Source organism: Pseudomonas sp. LF020, assembly GCF_053456425.1.
Genome location: NZ_JBRFIX010000003.1, coordinates 211,323 through 228,990, shown reverse-complemented (window position 1 = coordinate 228,990; position 17,668 = coordinate 211,323). Strand labels below are relative to the sequence as shown.

General features: G+C 61.4%; 16 protein-coding genes. 14 read left to right on the top strand and 2 right to left on the bottom strand.

Annotated elements, in window-relative coordinates:
* The first annotated feature begins 288 nt into the window (after nt 1-288).
* The 14 genes from ACU680_RS08775 to ACU680_RS08710 all read left to right on the top strand — a co-directional run bounded on the left by ACU680_RS08775 (nt 289) and on the right by ACU680_RS08710 (nt 15,939).
* Nucleotides 289-1,911, top strand: a complete 1,623-nt coding sequence (locus ACU680_RS08775; RefSeq protein WP_007964198.1) for a methyl-accepting chemotaxis protein — start codon at nt 289-291, stop codon at nt 1,909-1,911.
* On the top strand, nt 1,911-2,429 hold the full coding sequence (locus ACU680_RS08770; RefSeq protein WP_448179229.1) for a chemotaxis protein CheW: 519 nt from the start codon (nt 1,911-1,913) through the stop codon (nt 2,427-2,429). Before ACU680_RS08775 ends, ACU680_RS08770 begins: the two co-directional genes overlap by 1 nt.
* Nucleotides 2,426-3,703 carry a CheR family methyltransferase gene (locus ACU680_RS08765; RefSeq protein WP_448179228.1) on the top strand — a complete coding sequence of 426 codons (1,278 nt, stop codon included), beginning with the start codon at nt 2,426-2,428 and terminating at the stop codon, nt 3,701-3,703. The genes ACU680_RS08770 and ACU680_RS08765 overlap by 4 nt, the downstream gene beginning before the upstream one ends.
* Nucleotides 3,700-4,395 (top strand): chemotaxis protein CheW, encoded by a 696-nt coding sequence (locus ACU680_RS08760; protein WP_448179227.1) that lies wholly within the window; start codon nt 3,700-3,702, stop codon nt 4,393-4,395. Before ACU680_RS08765 ends, ACU680_RS08760 begins: the two co-directional genes overlap by 4 nt.
* The gene (locus tag ACU680_RS08755) at nt 4,392-6,680 is read left to right on the top strand and encodes a hybrid sensor histidine kinase/response regulator (RefSeq protein ID WP_448179226.1); all 2,289 of its coding nucleotides are present in this window, start codon (nt 4,392-4,394) and stop codon (nt 6,678-6,680) included. The genes ACU680_RS08760 and ACU680_RS08755 overlap by 4 nt, the downstream gene beginning before the upstream one ends.
* The gene (locus ACU680_RS08750) at nt 6,677-7,687 is read left to right on the top strand and encodes a chemotaxis response regulator protein-glutamate methylesterase (protein WP_007964205.1); all 1,011 of its coding nucleotides are present in this window, start codon (nt 6,677-6,679) and stop codon (nt 7,685-7,687) included. Before ACU680_RS08755 ends, ACU680_RS08750 begins: the two co-directional genes overlap by 4 nt.
* A gap of 48 nt (nt 7,688-7,735) precedes the next feature.
* Entirely contained in the window at nt 7,736-8,737 is a 1,002-nt protein-coding gene (locus ACU680_RS08745) for a diguanylate cyclase domain-containing protein (RefSeq protein ID WP_367083302.1), read from the top strand.
* Nucleotides 8,738-8,984: 247 nt separating this feature from the next.
* A protein-coding gene (gene prfB / locus ACU680_RS08740) for a peptide chain release factor 2 (protein WP_096795805.1) occupies nt 8,985-10,080 on the top strand; the annotation gives its coding sequence in 2 pieces (ribosomal slippage) (nt 8,985-9,056 and nt 9,058-10,080; 1,095 coding nt in all).
* 112 nt (nt 10,081-10,192) lie between these two features.
* Nucleotides 10,193-11,695: a lysine--tRNA ligase gene (gene lysS, locus ACU680_RS08735; protein ID WP_041063265.1), complete on the top strand. Its 1,503-nt coding sequence runs from the start codon at nt 10,193-10,195 to the stop codon at nt 11,693-11,695.
* Nucleotides 11,696-11,800: 105 nt separating this feature from the next.
* Nucleotides 11,801-12,514, top strand: coding sequence for a TetR/AcrR family transcriptional regulator (locus ACU680_RS08730; RefSeq protein WP_007964212.1), 714 nt, complete (start codon nt 11,801-11,803; stop codon nt 12,512-12,514).
* A gap of 156 nt (nt 12,515-12,670) precedes the next feature.
* Nucleotides 12,671-13,228, top strand: coding sequence for a hypothetical protein (locus tag ACU680_RS08725; RefSeq protein ID WP_448179225.1), 558 nt, complete (start codon nt 12,671-12,673; stop codon nt 13,226-13,228).
* 24 nt (nt 13,229-13,252) lie between these two features.
* The gene (locus tag ACU680_RS08720; RefSeq protein ID WP_095667407.1) at nt 13,253-14,530 is read left to right on the top strand and encodes a flavohemoglobin expression-modulating QEGLA motif protein; all 1,278 of its coding nucleotides are present in this window, start codon (nt 13,253-13,255) and stop codon (nt 14,528-14,530) included.
* Nucleotides 14,531-14,707: 177 nt separating this feature from the next.
* The gene (locus ACU680_RS08715) at nt 14,708-15,613 is read left to right on the top strand and encodes an alpha/beta hydrolase (RefSeq protein ID WP_448179224.1); all 906 of its coding nucleotides are present in this window, start codon (nt 14,708-14,710) and stop codon (nt 15,611-15,613) included.
* Nucleotides 15,610-15,939, top strand: coding sequence for a PA3694 family proteiin (locus tag ACU680_RS08710; protein WP_007964217.1), 330 nt, complete (start codon nt 15,610-15,612; stop codon nt 15,937-15,939). The genes ACU680_RS08715 and ACU680_RS08710 overlap by 4 nt, the downstream gene beginning before the upstream one ends.
* 141 nt (nt 15,940-16,080) lie before the next feature.
* Here ACU680_RS08710 and lptF read toward each other — a convergent pair whose 3' ends face one another.
* Both lptF and ACU680_RS08700 read right to left on the bottom strand, forming a co-directional pair.
* On the bottom strand, nt 16,081-16,869 hold the full coding sequence (gene lptF / locus ACU680_RS08705; RefSeq protein ID WP_007964218.1) for a lipotoxin F family OmpA-related lipoprotein LptF: 789 nt from the start codon (nt 16,867-16,869) through the stop codon (nt 16,081-16,083).
* A gap of 56 nt (nt 16,870-16,925) precedes the next feature.
* Entirely contained in the window at nt 16,926-17,330 is a 405-nt protein-coding gene (locus ACU680_RS08700; protein ID WP_007964219.1) for a DUF4398 domain-containing protein, read from the bottom strand.
* Between the last annotated feature and the right edge of the window lie 338 nt (nt 17,331-17,668).

Below are 17,668 nucleotides of genomic sequence, written 5' to 3'. Positions count from 1 at the left end.
CAACATCAAAAGATCGCAGCGTACCGCAGCTCCTACAGGTTTTTCGGCCAGACGCCGAAGCCTGCTTGCGATTGCGTTTCCAGCCTCACAACCACAGCAATGGCCGATCCACCGCCCCTTTTTGCCGTTCCATCACTGGCACGCCAGCCCCGGATTGTCGGACAGTCCCACCCCAGAGCCTCCCGGCTATCCACGCCGGGCCGGCCCGAGGGTTAAAAAGCGTCTTATAAATGAAACACCGCCCTCGGCTATACTCCCCGCATTTCGACTTAGGCACGAGGAATCACTGTGAAGAACTGGACGTTGCGCCAACGCATTTTGGCGAGCTTTGCGGTGATTATCGCGATCATGTTGCTGATGGTCGTCGTTTCGTATTCCCGCCTGCTGAAAATCGAAGCCAGTGAAAGCAGCGTGCGTGACGACGCGGTTCCCGGCGTCTATTACAGCTCGATGATCCGTGGCGCGTGGGTTGACAGCTATCTGCAGACCCAGGAACTGCTCGGCCTCAAGGAAGGGCAGGGCATCAGCAGCGAAGACGCGGCGGACTACAAGGCGTTCGAGACGCGCCTGCAAGAGCAGATGGCCAACTACCGCAACACCGTCACCACCGACGAAGACCGGGTCGAGTTCGCCGCGTTCGAGAAGGATCACGACACCTACATGCAGATCCAGGATCAGGTACTCGATCTGCATAAGCGCAATCTGGAAGCCGAGGCAGTCAAGCTGTTCACCGAGAAACTGACCCCGGCTTGGTACACCGGCCGCATGAAACTCAACGACATCATCGGCGAAAACAAACGGGTCGCTGATCAGGCCATGGCCAACATCGACGAAGCGGTAGCGGCGGCCAAGGTCAGCATGTTCGTCTCGCTGCTGGTGGCCGTGCTGGCGGCCGGTGCCTGCGGCCTGCTGCTGATGCGCGCGATCATGGCGCCGATGAACCGTATCGTGAAGATCCTCGAAATCATGCGTACCGGCGACTTGAGCAGCCGCCTGAATCTGGACCGCAAGGACGAGTTCGGCGCGGTGGAAACCGGCTTCAATGACATGATGACCGAGCTGACTTCGCTGGTGTCCCAGGCCCAGCGCTCCTCGGTGCAGGTGACCACTTCGGTGACCGAGATTGCCGCCACCTCCAAGCAGCAACAGGCCACCGCCACCGAAACCGCGGCCACCACCACTGAAATCGGCGCGACCTCGCGTGAAATCGCCGCCACTTCGCGGGATCTGGTGCGCACCATGACCGAAGTGTCCACCGCCGCCGATCAGGCCTCGGTGCTTGCCGGTTCCGGCCAGCAAGGCCTGGCGCGCATGGAAGACACCATGCATTCGGTGATGGGTGCGGCCGATCTGGTCAACGCCAAACTGGCGATCCTCAACGAGAAGGCCGGCAACATCAATCAGGTGGTGGTGACCATCGTCAAGGTTGCCGACCAGACCAACCTGCTGTCGCTCAACGCCGCCATCGAGGCCGAGAAGGCCGGTGAATACGGTCGCGGTTTTGCCGTGGTCGCCACCGAAGTGCGGCGTCTGGCGGATCAGACCGCCGTCGCCACTTACGACATCGAACAAATGGTTCGCGAGATCCAGTCGGCGGTGTCTGCCGGCGTGATGGGCATGGACAAGTTCTCCGAAGAAGTGCGCCGGGGCATGGCCGAAGTGCAGCAGGTCGGCGAGCAACTGTCGCAGATCATCCATCAGGTGCAGGCGCTGGCGCCGCGGGTGTTGATGGTCAACGAAGGCATGCAGGCCCAGGCCACCGGTGCCGAACAGATCAACCATGCGCTGGTGCAGTTGGGCGATGCCAGCAGTCAGACCGTCGAGTCGCTGCGTCAGGCCAGTTTCGCCATTGACGAACTGAGCCAGGTGGCCGTCGGGCTGCGCAGCGGCGTTTCGCGATTCAAAGTCTGATGAGCGAAATCACCGCCAAACGCAGCGCCGCGCCCGTGGCGAAGCAGGCGTTGTTCCTGCTGTTTCGCATCGGCAGCGAGCGTTACGCCTTGCGCGCCACCGAGGTGGCGGAAGTGTTGCCGCGCCTGCCGTTGAAGCCGATTGCCCAGGCGCCGAAGTGGGTCGCCGGGGTGTTCGCCTATCGTGGTGCGGTGGTGCCAGCGATCGACCTCAGTGCGCTGACCTTCGGCCATCCCGCCGAGGCGCGCACCAGTACCCGGCTGGTGCTGGTGCATTACCGTCCGGATGAACTGCAGCCGTCGAACTGGCTTGGGCTGATCCTTGAGCAGGCGACCGATACCCTGCGCTGCAACCCAGAGGATTTTCAGCCATATGGCCTGGACAATCGTCAGGCGCCGTACCTCGGCCCGGTGCGCGAAGACGCCCAGGGGCTGGTGCAATGGGTGCGGGTCAACGACTTGCTGGATGACGCGGTGCGCAGCCTGCTGTTCCCCGCGCCACTCGAGGCGCAGTCATGAGCAGCGACCAGCGTTTTTTCGATTTCCTCAAGGAGCGCATCGGCCTGGATGTCTCGTCGGTGGGGCCGGCGATCATCGAGCGCGCGGTGCGCCAACGCACCACGCTCTCGCAAGCGGCGCACAGCGATGAATACTGGCAACTGCTGCAAGGTTCGCGGGACGAACAGCAGGCGTTGATCGAAGCGGTGATCGTCCCTGAAACCTGGTTTTTCCGTTATCCGGAATCCTTCGCCACCCTCGGCAAACTGGCGCGCAAGCGTCTGGACCAATTGAACAACATGCGCGCGCTGCGCATCCTCAGCTTGCCGTGCTCGACCGGCGAAGAACCCTATTCGATTGCCATGGCCTTGCTCGATGCCGGTCTCAAACCGCATCAGTTCAAGGTCGACGGTATGGACGTTAGCCCGCTGTCGGTGGACAAGGCGCGGCGCGGGTTGTACGGCAAGAACTCGTTTCGGGGGCAGGATCTGGATTTTCGCGAGCGTCATTTCACCGCCGAGCATGACGGCCATCGGGTCAGCGAAGCGGTGCGTGAGCAGGTGCGCCTGCAGGCCGGCAATGTGCTGGATCCGACGCTGCTGGCGGGTGAGCCGCCGTTCGATTTCGTGTTCTGCCGCAACCTGTTGATCTATTTCGACCAGCCGACCCAGAAGCAAGTCTTTGAAGTGCTCAAACGTCTGACGCACGTTGATGGCGTGTTGTTCATCGGCCCGGCCGAGGGCAGTCTGCTCGGGCGCCTGGGCATGCGCTCGATCGGCATCCCGCAGTCGTTTGCCTTCAGTCGACACGCTGAACCCATGCCCGAACCTGTGGCATTGCCGACCCCGACCCCTTTGCCGGTGCGCCAACCTCTGCGCAGTCCGCCGCCAGTATCGCCGCCGGTGCGTCCGCGGCCGTTTGCCAGCGTTGCACCGTTGCCGGTCAGCAGCAAAAGCGCCCACCCGGACGCGGCGACCTTGCTCGCCAACATCGCTGCGCTGGCCAACGAAGGCAAAAGTGCCGAGGCCCGCGCGGCATGCGAGCAGTATCTGCGCAGTCACGAACCGGTGGCGCAGGTGTTTTACTGGCTCGGTCTGCTCAGCGATGTTGCCGGTGCCGCGCTCGAAGCTCAAAGTCATTACCGCAAGGCCTTGTACCTTGAACCGCAACACCCCGAAGCGTTGATGCACCTGGCCGCCTTGCTGCAGGCCCAGGGTGACAGCGCCGGTGCCAGACGATTGCAGGAACGCGCCGCCCGCAGCGGCCGCACCGCCGACAGTGAGCGTAAACGATGATCCCGTCCGACACCTTGAACGTCACCCACGAAGACGCCCGGGCCATCGATGATTGCTGGAACCGTATCGGTATTCATGGCGACAAGTCGTGCCCGTTGCTGGCCGAGCATATTCATTGCCGCAACTGCGCGGTGTATTCCGCCGCCGCCACGCGCCTGCTGGACCGTTATGCGTTGCAGCAGGACGAACGCGATCCGGTCGCCGTGGCGGTCGAAACCGATGTGAAAACCCGTTCGCTGCTGATGTTCCGCCTCGGCGAAGAATGGCTGGGACTGGCGACTCGCAGTCTGGTGGAAGTGGCGCCGCTGCAGGCGATCCACTCGCTGCCGCACCAGCGCTCGCGGGCCTTGCTCGGCGTGGCGAACGTGCGCGGGGCGCTGGTGGCGTGCCTGTCGCTGGTCGAACTGCTGGATCTGGACGGCAATGCCGCACCGACCACTGGCGCGCGAATCATGCCGCGCATGCTGATCATCGCCGCCCACGGTGGGCCGGTGGTGGTGCCGGTGGACGAAGTCGACGGCATCCATGCCATCGATGAAAAAATTCTCGACGCCGCGTCGCGTGCCGGCGGTGAACACAACAGCACGGCCAGCGCCAAATACACCCGTGGCGTTTTGCAATTCCGCGGGCGCAGCCTGCGTTGGCTGGATGAAGAACAGCTGCTGTCCGCCGTGACCCGGAGCCTCACATGACCCCCGAGCAAATGCGCGACGCCTCGCTGCTGGAGCTGTTCAGCCTCGAAGCCGAAGCCCAGACCCAGGTGCTCAGCAGCGGGCTGCTGGCGCTGGAGCGTAACCCGACTCAGGCCGACTATCTGGAATCGTGCATGCGTGCGGCGCACTCGCTCAAGGGCGCGGCGCGGATCGTCGGGATCGACAGCGGTGTCAGCGTCGCCCACGTGATGGAAGATTGTCTGGTCAGCGCCCAGGAAGGGCGGCTGTTGCTGCGTCCCGAGCACATCGATGCGTTGCTGCAAGGCACTGATCTGTTGATGCGCATCGCCACGCCGGCCAATGCTCCGCAAGCGCCGGACATCGAAGCGTATGTGGCGTTGATGGGGCGCCTGCTTGACCCTTCGGCAGCGCCCGCAGTCGCGCCGCCGCCGATGGCCGAATTGCAGATGCAGGCGCCGCCGCCTGCGCCTATTGAAAGCCCGGCGCCATCGATCGAAACACCGTTGGAAACCTCCGACCCGGCCCCGCGCAAGAACAAGCGCACCACCGAGGGTGGCGAGCGCGTGTTGCGGGTCACCGCCGAACGCCTGAACAGCCTGCTCGACCTGTCGAGTAAATCGCTGGTCGAAACCCAGCGCCTCAAACCGCATCTGGCAACCATGCAGCGCCTCAAACGCATGCAGAACAATGGTCTGCGGGCGCTGGAAAGCCTCAATGTGCACCTCAAGGAACATGCGCTGAGCCTCGAAGCCCAAGAAGCCCTTGAAGACGCGCGGCGCCTATTGGCCGAATCCCAGCAATTGCTCGCGGAAAAGAACGCCGAGCTCGACGAGTTCGCCTGGCAAGCCAGCCAGCGCGCGCAAGTGCTCTACGACACCGCGCTGGCTTGTCGCATGCGCCCGTTTGCCGACGTGCTCACCGGTCAGGTGCGTATGGTTCGCGACCTGGGGCGCAGTCTTGGCAAACAGGTGCGGCTGGAGATCGAAGGCGAGAAGACCCAGGTCGATCGCGACGTGCTGGAAAAGCTTGAAGCGCCGCTGACCCATCTGCTGCGCAACGCGGTCGATCACGGCATCGAAACCCCGGAGCAACGCCTGCTCAAGGGTAAGTCCGAAGAAGGCCTGATCCGCTTGCGTGCCTCGCATCAGGCCGGTTTGCTGGTGCTGGAGTTGAGCGATGACGGCAATGGCGTCGATCTGGAAAAGGTCCGCCGCAGCATTGTCGAGCGTCAGCTGTCGCCCGCCGAGACGGCGGCGCAGTTGAGCGAAGAAGAGTTGCTGACGTTCCTCTTTCTGCCGGGTTTCAGCCTGCGCGACACGGTGACCGAGGTGTCCGGGCGTGGCGTCGGTCTTGATGCGGTGCAGCACATGGTGCGGCAACTGCGCGGCGCGGTGGTGCTGGAGCAGACGGCGGGCGAGGGCAGCCGCTTTCATCTGGAAGTGCCGCTGACCCTGTCGGTGGTGCGCAGTCTGGTGGTGGAAGTCGGCGAGGAGGCTTATGCGTTTCCGCTGGCGCATATCGAACGCATGTGCGATCTCGAGCCACAGGACATTGTTCAGATCGAGGGCCGTCAGCATTTCTGGCATGAAGGTCGACACGTCGGACTGGTCGCCGCCAGCCAGTTGCTGAATCGTCCGGCCAGTCAGAGCAGCGGCGAAACCCTCAAGGTCGTAGTGATTCGCGAGCGTGATGCGGTCTACGGCGTGGCGGTCGAGCGTTTTGTCGGCGAGCGCACGCTGGTGGTGCTGCCGCTGGATGAGCGGCTGGGCAAGGTTCAGGACATTTCCGCCGGCGCCTTGCTCGACGATGGTTCGGTGGTGCTGATCGTCGATGTCGAGGACATGTTGCGTTCGGTGGACAAGCTGCTCAATACCGGGCGTCTGGAGCGCATCGCGCGTCACGGCAATCAGGCCGCCGAAGTGGCGCGCAAACGGATTCTGGTGGTCGATGACTCGCTGACCGTGCGCGAGTTGCAGCGCAAGCTGCTGCTCAATCGCGGCTACGACGTGGCGGTCGCGGTGGACGGCATGGACGGCTGGAACGCGCTGCGTTCGGAGGACTTCGATTTGCTCATCACCGACATCGACATGCCGCGCATGGATGGCATCGAACTGGTCACCCTGTTGCGCCGCGACAACCGCCTGCAATCGCTGCCGGTGATGGTGGTCTCGTACAAGGATCGTGAAGAGGACCGGCGTCGTGGACTGGACGCTGGCGCCGACTATTATTTAGCCAAGGCCAGTTTTCATGACGACGCCCTGCTTGATGCAGTGGTTGAGCTCATTGGAGGAGCGCGGGCATGAAAATCGCAATCGTCAACGACATGCCCCTGGCGGTGGAGGCTTTGCGCCGTGCGCTGGCCTTCGAGCCGGCACATCAGGTGGTCTGGGTCGCCAACAACGGCGCCGAGGCGGTGCGTCTGTGCGCCGAAAACACGCCGGATCTGATCCTGATGGACCTGATCATGCCGGTGATGGATGGGGTCGAAGCGACCCGGCGGATCATGGCCGAAACCCCGTGCGCGATCGTCATCGTCACGGTCGACCGTCAGCAGAACGTGCACCGGGTCTTCGAAGCCATGGGCCATGGCGCGCTGGACGTGGTCGACACCCCGGCCATTGGTGCGGGGAACGCGCAGGAAGCCGCGGCGCCGTTGCTGCGCAAGATCCTCAACATCGGCTGGCTGATCGGCGAGAAAACCCCGCGCTCGCGTCCGGTGCCGACGCCCCACCGCAGTTCGGCGTCGTGCAAGCGGCTGGTGGCGATCGGCTCGTCCGCCGGCGGACCGGCCGCGCTGGAAGTGCTGCTCAAGGGCCTGCCACGCCATTTCTCGGCTGCCATCGTGCTGGTGCAGCACGTGGATCAGGTGTTTGCCGCGGGCATGGCCGAATGGCTGGCCAGCGCCAGTGGCCTGGACGTGCGCCTGGCCCGCGAAGGCGAGCCACCGCAGGCCGGCGCGGTACTGCTGGCCGGCACCAACCACCATATTCGCTTATTGAAAAACGGCACGCTGGCCTACACCGCCGAGCCGGTCAACGAGATCTACCGACCCTCGATCGACGTGTTTTTCGAAAGTGTCGCCAGTTATTGGAATGGCGATGCCATCGGGGTTTTATTGACCGGGATGGGACGCGACGGGGCACAAGGGCTTAAGCTCATGCGCCAGCAGGGTTATCTGACCATCGCGCAGGACCAGCAAAGCAGTGCGGTGTACGGCATGCCCAAGGCCGCAGCGGCGATCGATGCGGCCGTCGAAATCCGTCCACTGGAAAAGATAGCGCCACGGTTGCTGGAGGTTTTCCCCAAATGAACAGGCTATTCCGCAATCCTGGCCCCCGCAGTATTCAGGTGACCGCCCATGAATGATTTACAGATCGACGACATTAAAACCGACGAAAACGCCGCCATGGTGTTGTTGGTGGACGATCAAGCGATGATCGGCGAAGCCGTGCGCCGTGGGCTGTCGAATGAAGAGAACATCGACTTCCACTTCTGCTCCGACCCGCACCAGGCCATCGCCCAGGCGGTACGGATCAAGCCGACGGTGATTCTGCAGGACCTGGTGATGCCCGGCCTCGACGGCCTGAGCCTGGTGCGCGAATACCGCAATCACCCGGCGACCAAGGACATCCCGATCATCGTGCTGTCGACCAAGGAAGACCCGCTGATCAAGAGCGCGGCGTTCTCGGCCGGGGCCAACGATTATCTGGTCAAGCTGCCGGACACCATCGAGCTGGTGGCGCGCATCCGCTATCACTCGCGCTCCTACATGACCCTGCTGCAGCGCGATGCGGCGTACCGTGCGTTGCGCGTCAGCCAGCAGCAGTTGCTCGACACCAACCTGGTGCTGCAACGGCTGATGAACTCTGACGGCCTGACCGGGCTGTCCAACCGCCGGCACTTCGACGAGTACCTGGAGCTGGAATGGCGCCGCTCGCTGCGCGACCAGAGCCAGTTGTCGTTGCTGATGATCGACGTCGATTACTTCAAGTCCTACAACGACAGCTTTGGCCACGTCGAGGGCGACGAAGCGCTGCGCAAGGTCGCCACGGCGATCCGCGACGCCAGCGCCCGGCCGTCGGACTTGCCGGCACGTTACGGCGGTGAAGAGTTCGCGCTGGTGCTGCCGAACACCTCACCGGGCGGCGCACGCCTGGTGGCGGAGAAGCTGCGCCAGACCGTGGCAGCGCTGAAGATTCCGCACAACACCCCGGGGGAGGGCGCGAGCCTGACCATCAGCATTGGTTTGGCGACGATGGTGCCGCAGGCGGGCAGCGATTGCCGGCTGCTGATTTCGGCGGCGGATCGCGGGTTGTACCTGGCCAAGAATAACGGGCGTAACCAAGTCGGCATCGAATAACCCACCGATCTGGCCTGTCGGTCTGACGTCCGATGGACCGTTGCAATCGAATATCCTGTAGGAGCTGCCGCAGGCTGCGATCTTTTGATTTTGCTTTTAAAGATCAAAAGATCGCAGCCTGCGGCAGCTCCTACAGGGGCATTGTGTCAAGTGATTCGCCCCGACAGCCGCCAGACGGGCTGCCGTGACAGCGTGATTACGTTATACTCGCCGGCTTTCAAAAGTTCGCCAACGAGTGCTGCCCGTCATGGAAATCAACCCGATCCTGAACACCATCAAGGACCTGTCCGAGCGCTCCGAAACTATTCGGGGGTATCTTTGACTACGATCAAAAGCATGAGCGTCTGATCGAAGTCAATCGCGAGCTTGAAGATCCTGCAGTCTGGAACAAACCTGAATACGCCCAGGAACTGGGCCGCGAGCGAGCATCGCTGGCGCAGATCGTCGACACCCTGGATGAGCTGTCCAGCGGTCTGGCCGATTCCCGCGAGCTGCTCGACATGGCCGTTGAAGAAAACGACGAAGGCGCGGTAAACGACGTCGTTGAACTGCTTCAAGGGCTTGAAGAGTCACTGGCCAAGCTTGAATTCCGCCGCATGTTCAGCCACGAGATGGACCCGAACAACGCCTACCTGGACATCCAGGCCGGCTCCGGCGGTACCGAGGCCCAGGACTGGGCCAACATCCTGCTGCGCATGTACCTGCGCTGGGCCGACAAACGCGGTTTCGACGCGACCATCATGGAACTGTCGGCCGGTGAAGTCGCCGGTATCAAGGGCGCGACCGTGCACATCAAGGGTGAATACGCCTTTGGCTGGCTGCGCACCGAGATCGGCGTGCACCGTCTGGTACGCAAGAGCCCGTTCGACTCCGGCAACCGTCGCCACACCTCGTTCTCTGCCGTTTTCGTCTCGCCAGAGATCGACGACAAGGTCGAAATCGAAATCAACCCGGCAGACTTGCGGATCGACACCTATCGTTCCTCCGGTGCCGGTGGTCAGCACGTAAACACCACCGACTCGGCCGTACGTATCACCCACGTACCGACCAACACCGTGGTCAGCTGCCAGAACGAACGTTCCCAGCACGCCAACAAGGACACCGCCATGAAAATGCTGCGGGCCAAGTTGTACGAGCAGGAAATGCAGAAGCGCAACGCCGCCTCGCAAGCGCTGGAAGACACCAAGTCGGACATCGGCTGGGGTCACCAGATCCGTTCGTACGTGCTCGACGCGTCGCGGATCAAGGACCTGCGCACCAACATTGAACGCAGCGACTGCGACAAGGTGCTCGACGGCGACATCGACGAATACCTGGAAGCCAGCCTGAAATCGGGGCTGTAAAAGACGCACACAGGGTCGCTGATGCAATGCGATCCCTGTAGGAGCCAGCCCTGCTGGCGATTCCCGGGCCGCCAGGCCCGGGGGCAACGAACCTGATGGAATATCTGAAGACATGAGCGACCAACAACTCGACCCGCAAGCCCTGCAACAGGAAGAAAACTCCCTGATCGCCCTGCGCAAGGAAAAGCTGGCTGCCGAGCGCGCCAAGGGCAACGCCTTCCCGAACGACTTCCGCCGCGAAAACTACTGCGAAGATCTGCAGAAGAAATACGCGGACAAGACCAAGGAAGAGCTGGCCGAGGCTGCAATCCCGGTCAAGGTTGCCGGTCGCATCATGCTCAACCGTGGCTCGTTCATGGTGATCCAGGACATGACCGGTCGCATCCAGGTCTACGTCAACCGTAAAACCCTGTCCGAAGACACCCTGGCCGCCGTCAAGACCTGGGACATGGGTGACATCATTGCCGCCGAAGGCACCCTGGCGCGTTCCGGCAAGGGCGACCTGTACGTCGAAATGACCAACGTGCGCCTGCTGACCAAGTCGCTGCGCCCGCTGCCGGACAAGCACCACGGCCTGACCGACACCGAACAGCGCTACCGTCAGCGTTACGTTGACCTGATCGTCAACGAAGAAGTACGCCAGACCTTCCGCGTACGCTCGCAAGTGATCGCGCACATCCGCAGCTTCCTGATGAAGCGCGACTTCCTCGAAGTCGAAACGCCGATGCTGCAGACCATTCCTGGCGGCGCCGCAGCCAAGCCGTTCGAAACCCACCACAACGCGCTGGACATGGAAATGTTCCTGCGTATTGCGCCTGAGCTGTACCTCAAGCGTCTGGTGGTTGGCGGTTTCGAGAAAGTGTTCGAGATCAACCGCAACTTCCGTAACGAAGGCGTTTCGACCCGTCACAACCCTGAATTCACCATGTTGGAGTTCTACCAGGCTTACGCCGACTACGAAGACAACATGGACCTGACCGAAGAACTGTTCCGTGAACTGGCACAGCTGGTGCTGGGCAGCACCGACGTGCCGTACGGCGACAAGGTGTTCCACTTCGGCGAGCCGTTTGCCCGTCTCTCGGTGTTCGACTCGATCCTCAAGTACAACCCTGAGTTGACCGCCGATGATCTGAACGACATCGACAAGGCGCGCGCCATCGCCAAGAAGGCCGGCGCCAAGGTGCTGGGCTTCGAAGGTCTGGGCAAGTTGCAGGTGATGATTTTCGAAGAGCTGGTCGAGCACAAGCTGGAGCAGCCGCACTTCATCACCCAGTACCCGTTCGAAGTGTCGCCGCTGGCCCGTCGTAACGACGAGAACCCGAACGTCACCGACCGTTTCGAGCTGTTCATCGGCGGCCGTGAAATCGCCAACGCCTACTCCGAGTTGAACGACGCGGAAGACCAGGCCGAGCGCTTCATGGCGCAGGTGGCCGACAAGGACGCCGGCGACGACGAAGCCATGCACTACGACGCCGACTTCGTGCGTGCGCTGGAGTACGGCATGCCGCCAACGGCCGGTGAGGGTATCGGCATCGACCGTCTGGTGATGTTGCTGACCAACTCGCCGTCGATCCGCGATGTGATCCTGTTCCCGCACATGCGACCGCAAGCGTAAACGTTTCAGTTAAAAAGCCGCCTAAAACAGGCGGCTTTTTATTGCCTGTCTGGTACAAATGTATCAATTGGTTAATTTTGCAATAGCAGAGGAAGTCCAGTCGTGATGGTTGCAATCGCTCAAGAAGGTGCAGCGGGTATCGCCACTGCGGTCGCTGAAAGTGTTCAGTACCAGGGCCGCAAGGCCAGCCGACAGGGCAGTGAGCAGCGTCGACAGGACATTCTCGACGCGGCAATGCGCATTGTCGTGCGTGACGGCGTGCGCGCCGTGCGCCACCGGGCCGTGGCGGCCGAGGCCGGTGTGCCGCTGTCGGCCACCACCTATTACTTCAAGGATATCGATGACCTGCTCACCGATACCTTCGCCCAATACGTCGAACGCAGCGCGGCCTACATGGCCAAGCTGTGGATCAACAACGAAGGCCTGCTGCGCGAGATGGTCGTCAGTGGCGACGGCAGCCCCGAGTCGCGCTCGCAACTGGCGGACGATATCGCGCGGCTGATGGCCGACTATGTGCACCGGCAATTGGTCAATCGCCGCGAGCACCTGATGGCCGAGCAGGCGTTCCGCCAGGAAGCGCTGCTCAACCCGCGGCTGGCGGATCTGGTGCGCTCGCATCAGCAGATTCTGCTGCAGGGCACCTGCCAGTTGTTCCAGGTGCTGGGCTCGCGTGAACCGCAGCAGGATGCCAAGGTGTTGACGGCGATTATCGGACGGATGGAATATCAGGGCCTGCTCAACGACGCCGAGCCTTTGGCCGAACAGGACATGCTCGGGATTCTGACGCGGTATATGCATCTGGTCCTGGCCTCGGTGTAAGCCACTGTTGATTTACCCTGTGGGAGCGAGCTTGCTCGCGAAGGCGGACTGACATTCAACATTAATGTTGGCGGTACCACCGCTTTCGCGAGCAAGCTCGCTCCCACAGGGGGAATGTGGCGGTGTTCAGGGCTATGGATTCATAGGGAGTATTGAATGAAAGCCTGGCGTGGCGTGCTGATCGCCTTGTCGTTCCTGCTGCTCAGTGGCTGTCTGGTGACCTTCAAGAATCCGCTGCCTGCCAGTGACCCGGCGCCCAAGGGCCTGCTGGGCACGTGGGCGAGCACCAATGCCTGGGGCGAGCCGATGAACCTTGAGCTGACCCGCGTCGGCAATGATCGCTATCAGGCCGTCACCTGGTTCAAGGCCCGGCCTCACGAGCGCGAGGCGTACCCGTTCACCGTGTCGCGCCATGGCAGTCGCTGGTACCTGTCGGCGAAAGTGCCGGCGCGTTACGGTGGCCAATACACCATCGCCGGTTTCGAACTCACCGACAAACACGAGCTGGTGGTGTACAACCTCGACCTCGAACAGATCAATCAGGCGATCAAACAGCGAGCCCTCGACGGCAAGGCTTTCCAGACTGAGGACGACGGCGACGGCGTGCAGGTCGACAGCAGCCTCGACAAGGTCTTTGCTTACCTCGACGATCCGGCCAATTCCGATGTCTTCGTCGAGGCCGCGCGCTATCAGCGCCAGGCCCGCGCCAAATAATTCAGTTTTCTACAGGAGTTTCGGGTGGACGATTACCAGCAGACGATACGCACGCTGTCCGATCGCATTGTGCTGGCGCAGACGCCGATCCGCGTGCTCGATGCGGTGAAGTGGGACGAGAACATCCGCAAGGGCTTTCTCAAGGCCAAGGGCAAGGAAATGCCGGCGGTGGATCGCGACTACTATCTCAATCGGCCGCTGTCCTTCGATTCGAGCAAGGTCAAACTGGAATTCCAGAACATCGAGCGCGACATCACCCGCCAGCTCGGCCAGTTCAACCCGGTCGGGCAGATCATGCGGCGCATGTGCAAGGAATACCGCATGGTGGTGCGCATGCTCGAAGCGCGCGGCACCGAGGATTTCGGCCTGATCTCCCAGGAACTCTACGGCGCCGCCTCCGACGCGTTCCACGCCGGCGACCCGACCCTGGCCGACCTCGGCCTGATGATGTCCGACTACCTGAACAACATCGATGGCCGTGGCGACCTGAAGGACGAGCCGAAAGTCCTCACCGCCAAGGATGCCGTGCACCTGCTGCAAACCCGTTTGAACAAGGTGTTTGGCGAGGCCGAGGAAACCATCCGGGTGTTCGAGTCCGACGGCATCGTCGCCGACGCGGCGGCGGGCGCCGACTACATCAAGATCCGCACCGACGCGCTGTTCAACGACCGCGACGTGCGTGCACTGGAAGTCCACGAAGGCCTGGTGCATGTCGGTACAACCCTCAACGGCTTGAATCAGCCGATCTGTACCTTCTTGTCCAAAGGCCCGCCGTCGTCGACGGTGACCCAGGAAGGCCTGGCGATCCTGATGGAAATCATCACCTTCGCCTCCTACCCGAGTCGCCTGCGCAAACTGACCAACCGCACCCGTGCCATTCACATGGTCGAGGAGGGCGCGGACTTTCTGCAGGTGTTCGAGTTCTTCCGCGAGCAGGGCTTCGAAATGGCCGAAAGCTACGGCAATGCCAGTCGTGTTTTCCGTGGTTCGACCCCGACCGGTCTGCCATTCACCAAAGACTTGTCCTACCTCAAGGGCTTTATCATGGTTTACAACTACATTCAGTTGGCCGTGCGTAAGGGCAAGCTTGAGCAGGTACCGCTGCTGTTCTGCGGCAAGACCACGCTGGAGGACATGCGTACCCTGCGTCAACTGGTCGATGAAGGTCTGGTGGTGCCGCCGAAATATTTGCCGGAACAGTTCCGCGACATGAACGCGCTGTCGGCGTGGATGTGCTTCTCCAACTTCCTCAATCACTTGAGCCTGGACCGGATCGAGGCGGATTACTCCAATATCCTGTAGACCACACTCAAATCCTGTGGGAGCTGGCTTGCCAGCGATTGCATTCTGTCAGTCAATATTGATGTTGGCTGACCCACCGCTATCGCTGGCAAGTCGAATCGTCGCACCGCAGCTCCCACAGGGTTATTTGTTGACACAATTATTGTTTTCAACCCGAATTCTGCGAGGTTTCACCGGATGAGAATCCTCGGCATCCTTTGCCTGCTCCTGACCCTCAGCGGTTGCAGTTCGCTGTTGTTCTACCCCGAACCGGGCCAGATCTTCACCCCGGAAAAAGCCAAACTCGAATACCGCACCGTCACACTGGTCACGGCGGATGGCTTGAAGCTGAACGCCTGGTGGCTACCGGCCAAACCCGGGGTTGAGGTCAAAGGCACAGTCCTGCACCTGCACGGCAACGGCGGCAATCTGCCGATGCACCTCGGCGGCAGTTGGTGGTTGCCGAAAAACGGTTATCAGGTGCTGCTGGTGGATTATCGCGGCTATGGCTTGTCCGAGGGCAAACCGAGTCTGCCGGCGATCTATCAGGACATCGACGCTGCGTTCGCCTGGCTCGACAAGGCGCCAGAAGTCAAAGGCAAACCGCTGATCCTCCTCGGCCAGAGCCTCGGTGGTTCGATGGCCGTGCATTGGCTGGTGCAGCACCCCGAGCGGCAGAAGCAACTCAAGGCCTTCGTACTTGACGGTGTGCCCGCCAGTTACCGCAGCGTCGGCCAGTACGCCCTCAGCACCTCATGGCTGACTTGGCCGTTCCAGGTGCCGCTGTCGTGGCTGGTGCCGGATGGTGACAGCGCGATCAACTCGATGCCGCAGCTCACGGGCGTGCCGAAACTGATCTTTCACAGCATCGATGACCCGCTGGTGCCGATGGCCAACGCCATCCGCCTGTATCAGGCTGCGCCGCCACCGCGCGTGCTGCAGCTGACCCGCGGCGGCCACGTGCAGACCTTCGGTGACCCGGTCTGGCGCCAGGTGATGCTGCGCTATCTGGAAGATCCCGAACACTTCAACGGCCTGCGCCGCCTCGGCGAGATCCCGAATTATCCTCAAGCCCCGAATTCTGAAGATGAGAGTCCGCAATGACTGAAGAACGTAACGCCATCCCGCTGATCATCACCGGTATCTGCAGCATCCTCGGCACGGTCGGGGCGCTGTGGTACTACGGCTACCTGCATTTCGCCAAACCCGAGGATGCGCTGCTGCTCAACGAATTCACCATGCTCAAGACCGTGCCGGGCGAAGACTACAAAGTCTCGCTGGACCCGGCGCCGCAAGTGGCGCAGTGCATCGATGGCGTGCTGGTGCTGTTCGACACCGAGCAGAAGGGCCTGACCGGGGTGCTGATCAATGCGCAGAAAAAAGCGGTGCGCTGCATGGGCCAGGAAACGCCGCAGAAACTTGAACCTTAAAAGCAAAAGATCGCAGCCTGCGGCAGCTCCTACAGGGAACGCATCCTCATGTAAGAGCTGCCGCGGGCTGCGATCTTTTGATCTTCAACAAAAAGCCCCGCCTGATCACTCAGGCGGGGCTTTTGCGTTAGCGCGTGCTGCTTAGTTCGAGCTGACCGCCGAACGTGGCATCACTGGCTGGTTGTCGTTGGAAATGGTCACTTCCACACGACGGTTCATCGCACGACCCGAGACGCTGCTGTTATCAGCAACCGGGTATTCCTTGCCATAACCCTGAACCACGATGCGCGAAGGATCTACGCCCATCTTGATCAGAGCGACTTGTACCGAGGTAGCACGACGCTCGGACAGCGACTGGTTGTACGAAGCCGCGCCGGTGCTGTCGGTGTAACCCTCGACGATCACTTTGCGATCAGGGTTTTCCTGAAGGAATTGCGCCAGTTTGTTGATGTTCACCAGACCGCTGGATTTCAGGTCAGCCTTGTTGGTGGCGAACAGCACGTCACCGAAAGTCACCAGCGTACCGCGATCGGTCTGCTTGGCGTTCAGGCTCTGCTGCAGTTGCTTGATCTGCTGATCGCGAGCGTCCAGACGCGCCTGAGCACGTTGCGCGGCAGCGTTTTTCAGGTTGTTCTCAGCGGTGCGCAGGGCGATGGTCTGCTTGGCCACTTCCACGCGCTGGTTGGTCAGGTAGGCCAGTTGGTCAACCTTGGCCGCGTCTTGCTTGTCCAGGTATGCCTTGTCGGCCTTGTCCAGATAGTCGCTGGCGTCCTTGGTTTCCAGGGCAGCGACTTTGCTTGCCTGTGGGTTGGCCTGCAGGCCGGCGTAGTTGGTGCGCGCCTGTTCCAGGTTCGGGTTAGGCGGAGTGGAGCAGGCAGCCAGGGCAACGCTTGCGGCCAGAAGAGCGGGGATCATCAGTTGCTTACGCATAATTTGTCGTCCTTTCTATCGATAAAAGTTTCAGCTTTGCGATTCGGGATGCGCGCTTACTGCACGGTGCGCTGACTTTCCTGACGCAGTTCCTGAACACCTTTCTGGGAATCCTTAACAGCCTGTTCGGCCTTGGCAGCCTGAGCCTTGCGTTCTGCTACGCGAGCGTCCCATTCGGCTTGCTCGGCGAGGGTGCGAGCCTGTTCATACTTCTTGTCGTGCATGGCGATTTCGGCTTGCTTGAGCTTGTCCTGCGCCTGCTTCATTTCCACTGCAGCGAACTCGGTACCACCGGCGCTGACGGCGCTGTTGACGGCCGATTGGGTCACGGCGTACTGCTCGGTCGGCGGGTTACCGGCGCAACCGGCCAGAACGAAGCTGGTACCGATAGCCAGAGCAGCCAGTTTCAGACCGCGCAGGTGGGAGAACGAGGTTTGGGTCTTCATGGTCTTCAACTCCATTGTTTAACTCCTGATAAAACCGAAAATCCATCCTGGTCGAGGAGCCGCAAGCGTCGTGTAAAAGCGCGTTTTTGAAACGCTCGTTCCAGGCGTGGTTACAGCTTCCGACCGGAGGCGTTTTTCAAAAGTTCAGAAAAGATGGCCTATCGCCAAAATTTTTTTTGACCAAACCGACAAGGCTCTAAACCGGGAACTTTGGAGGCGGGGAGAGGTACGCGCGGGGTAAAAGTGTACGATTTTTGAAGTTCAATGCAGCCAATGTGGGAGCGAGCTTGCTCGCGAATGCGGTGAATCAGTCGATATCAATGTCGGCTGAAATACCGCATTCGCGAGCAAGC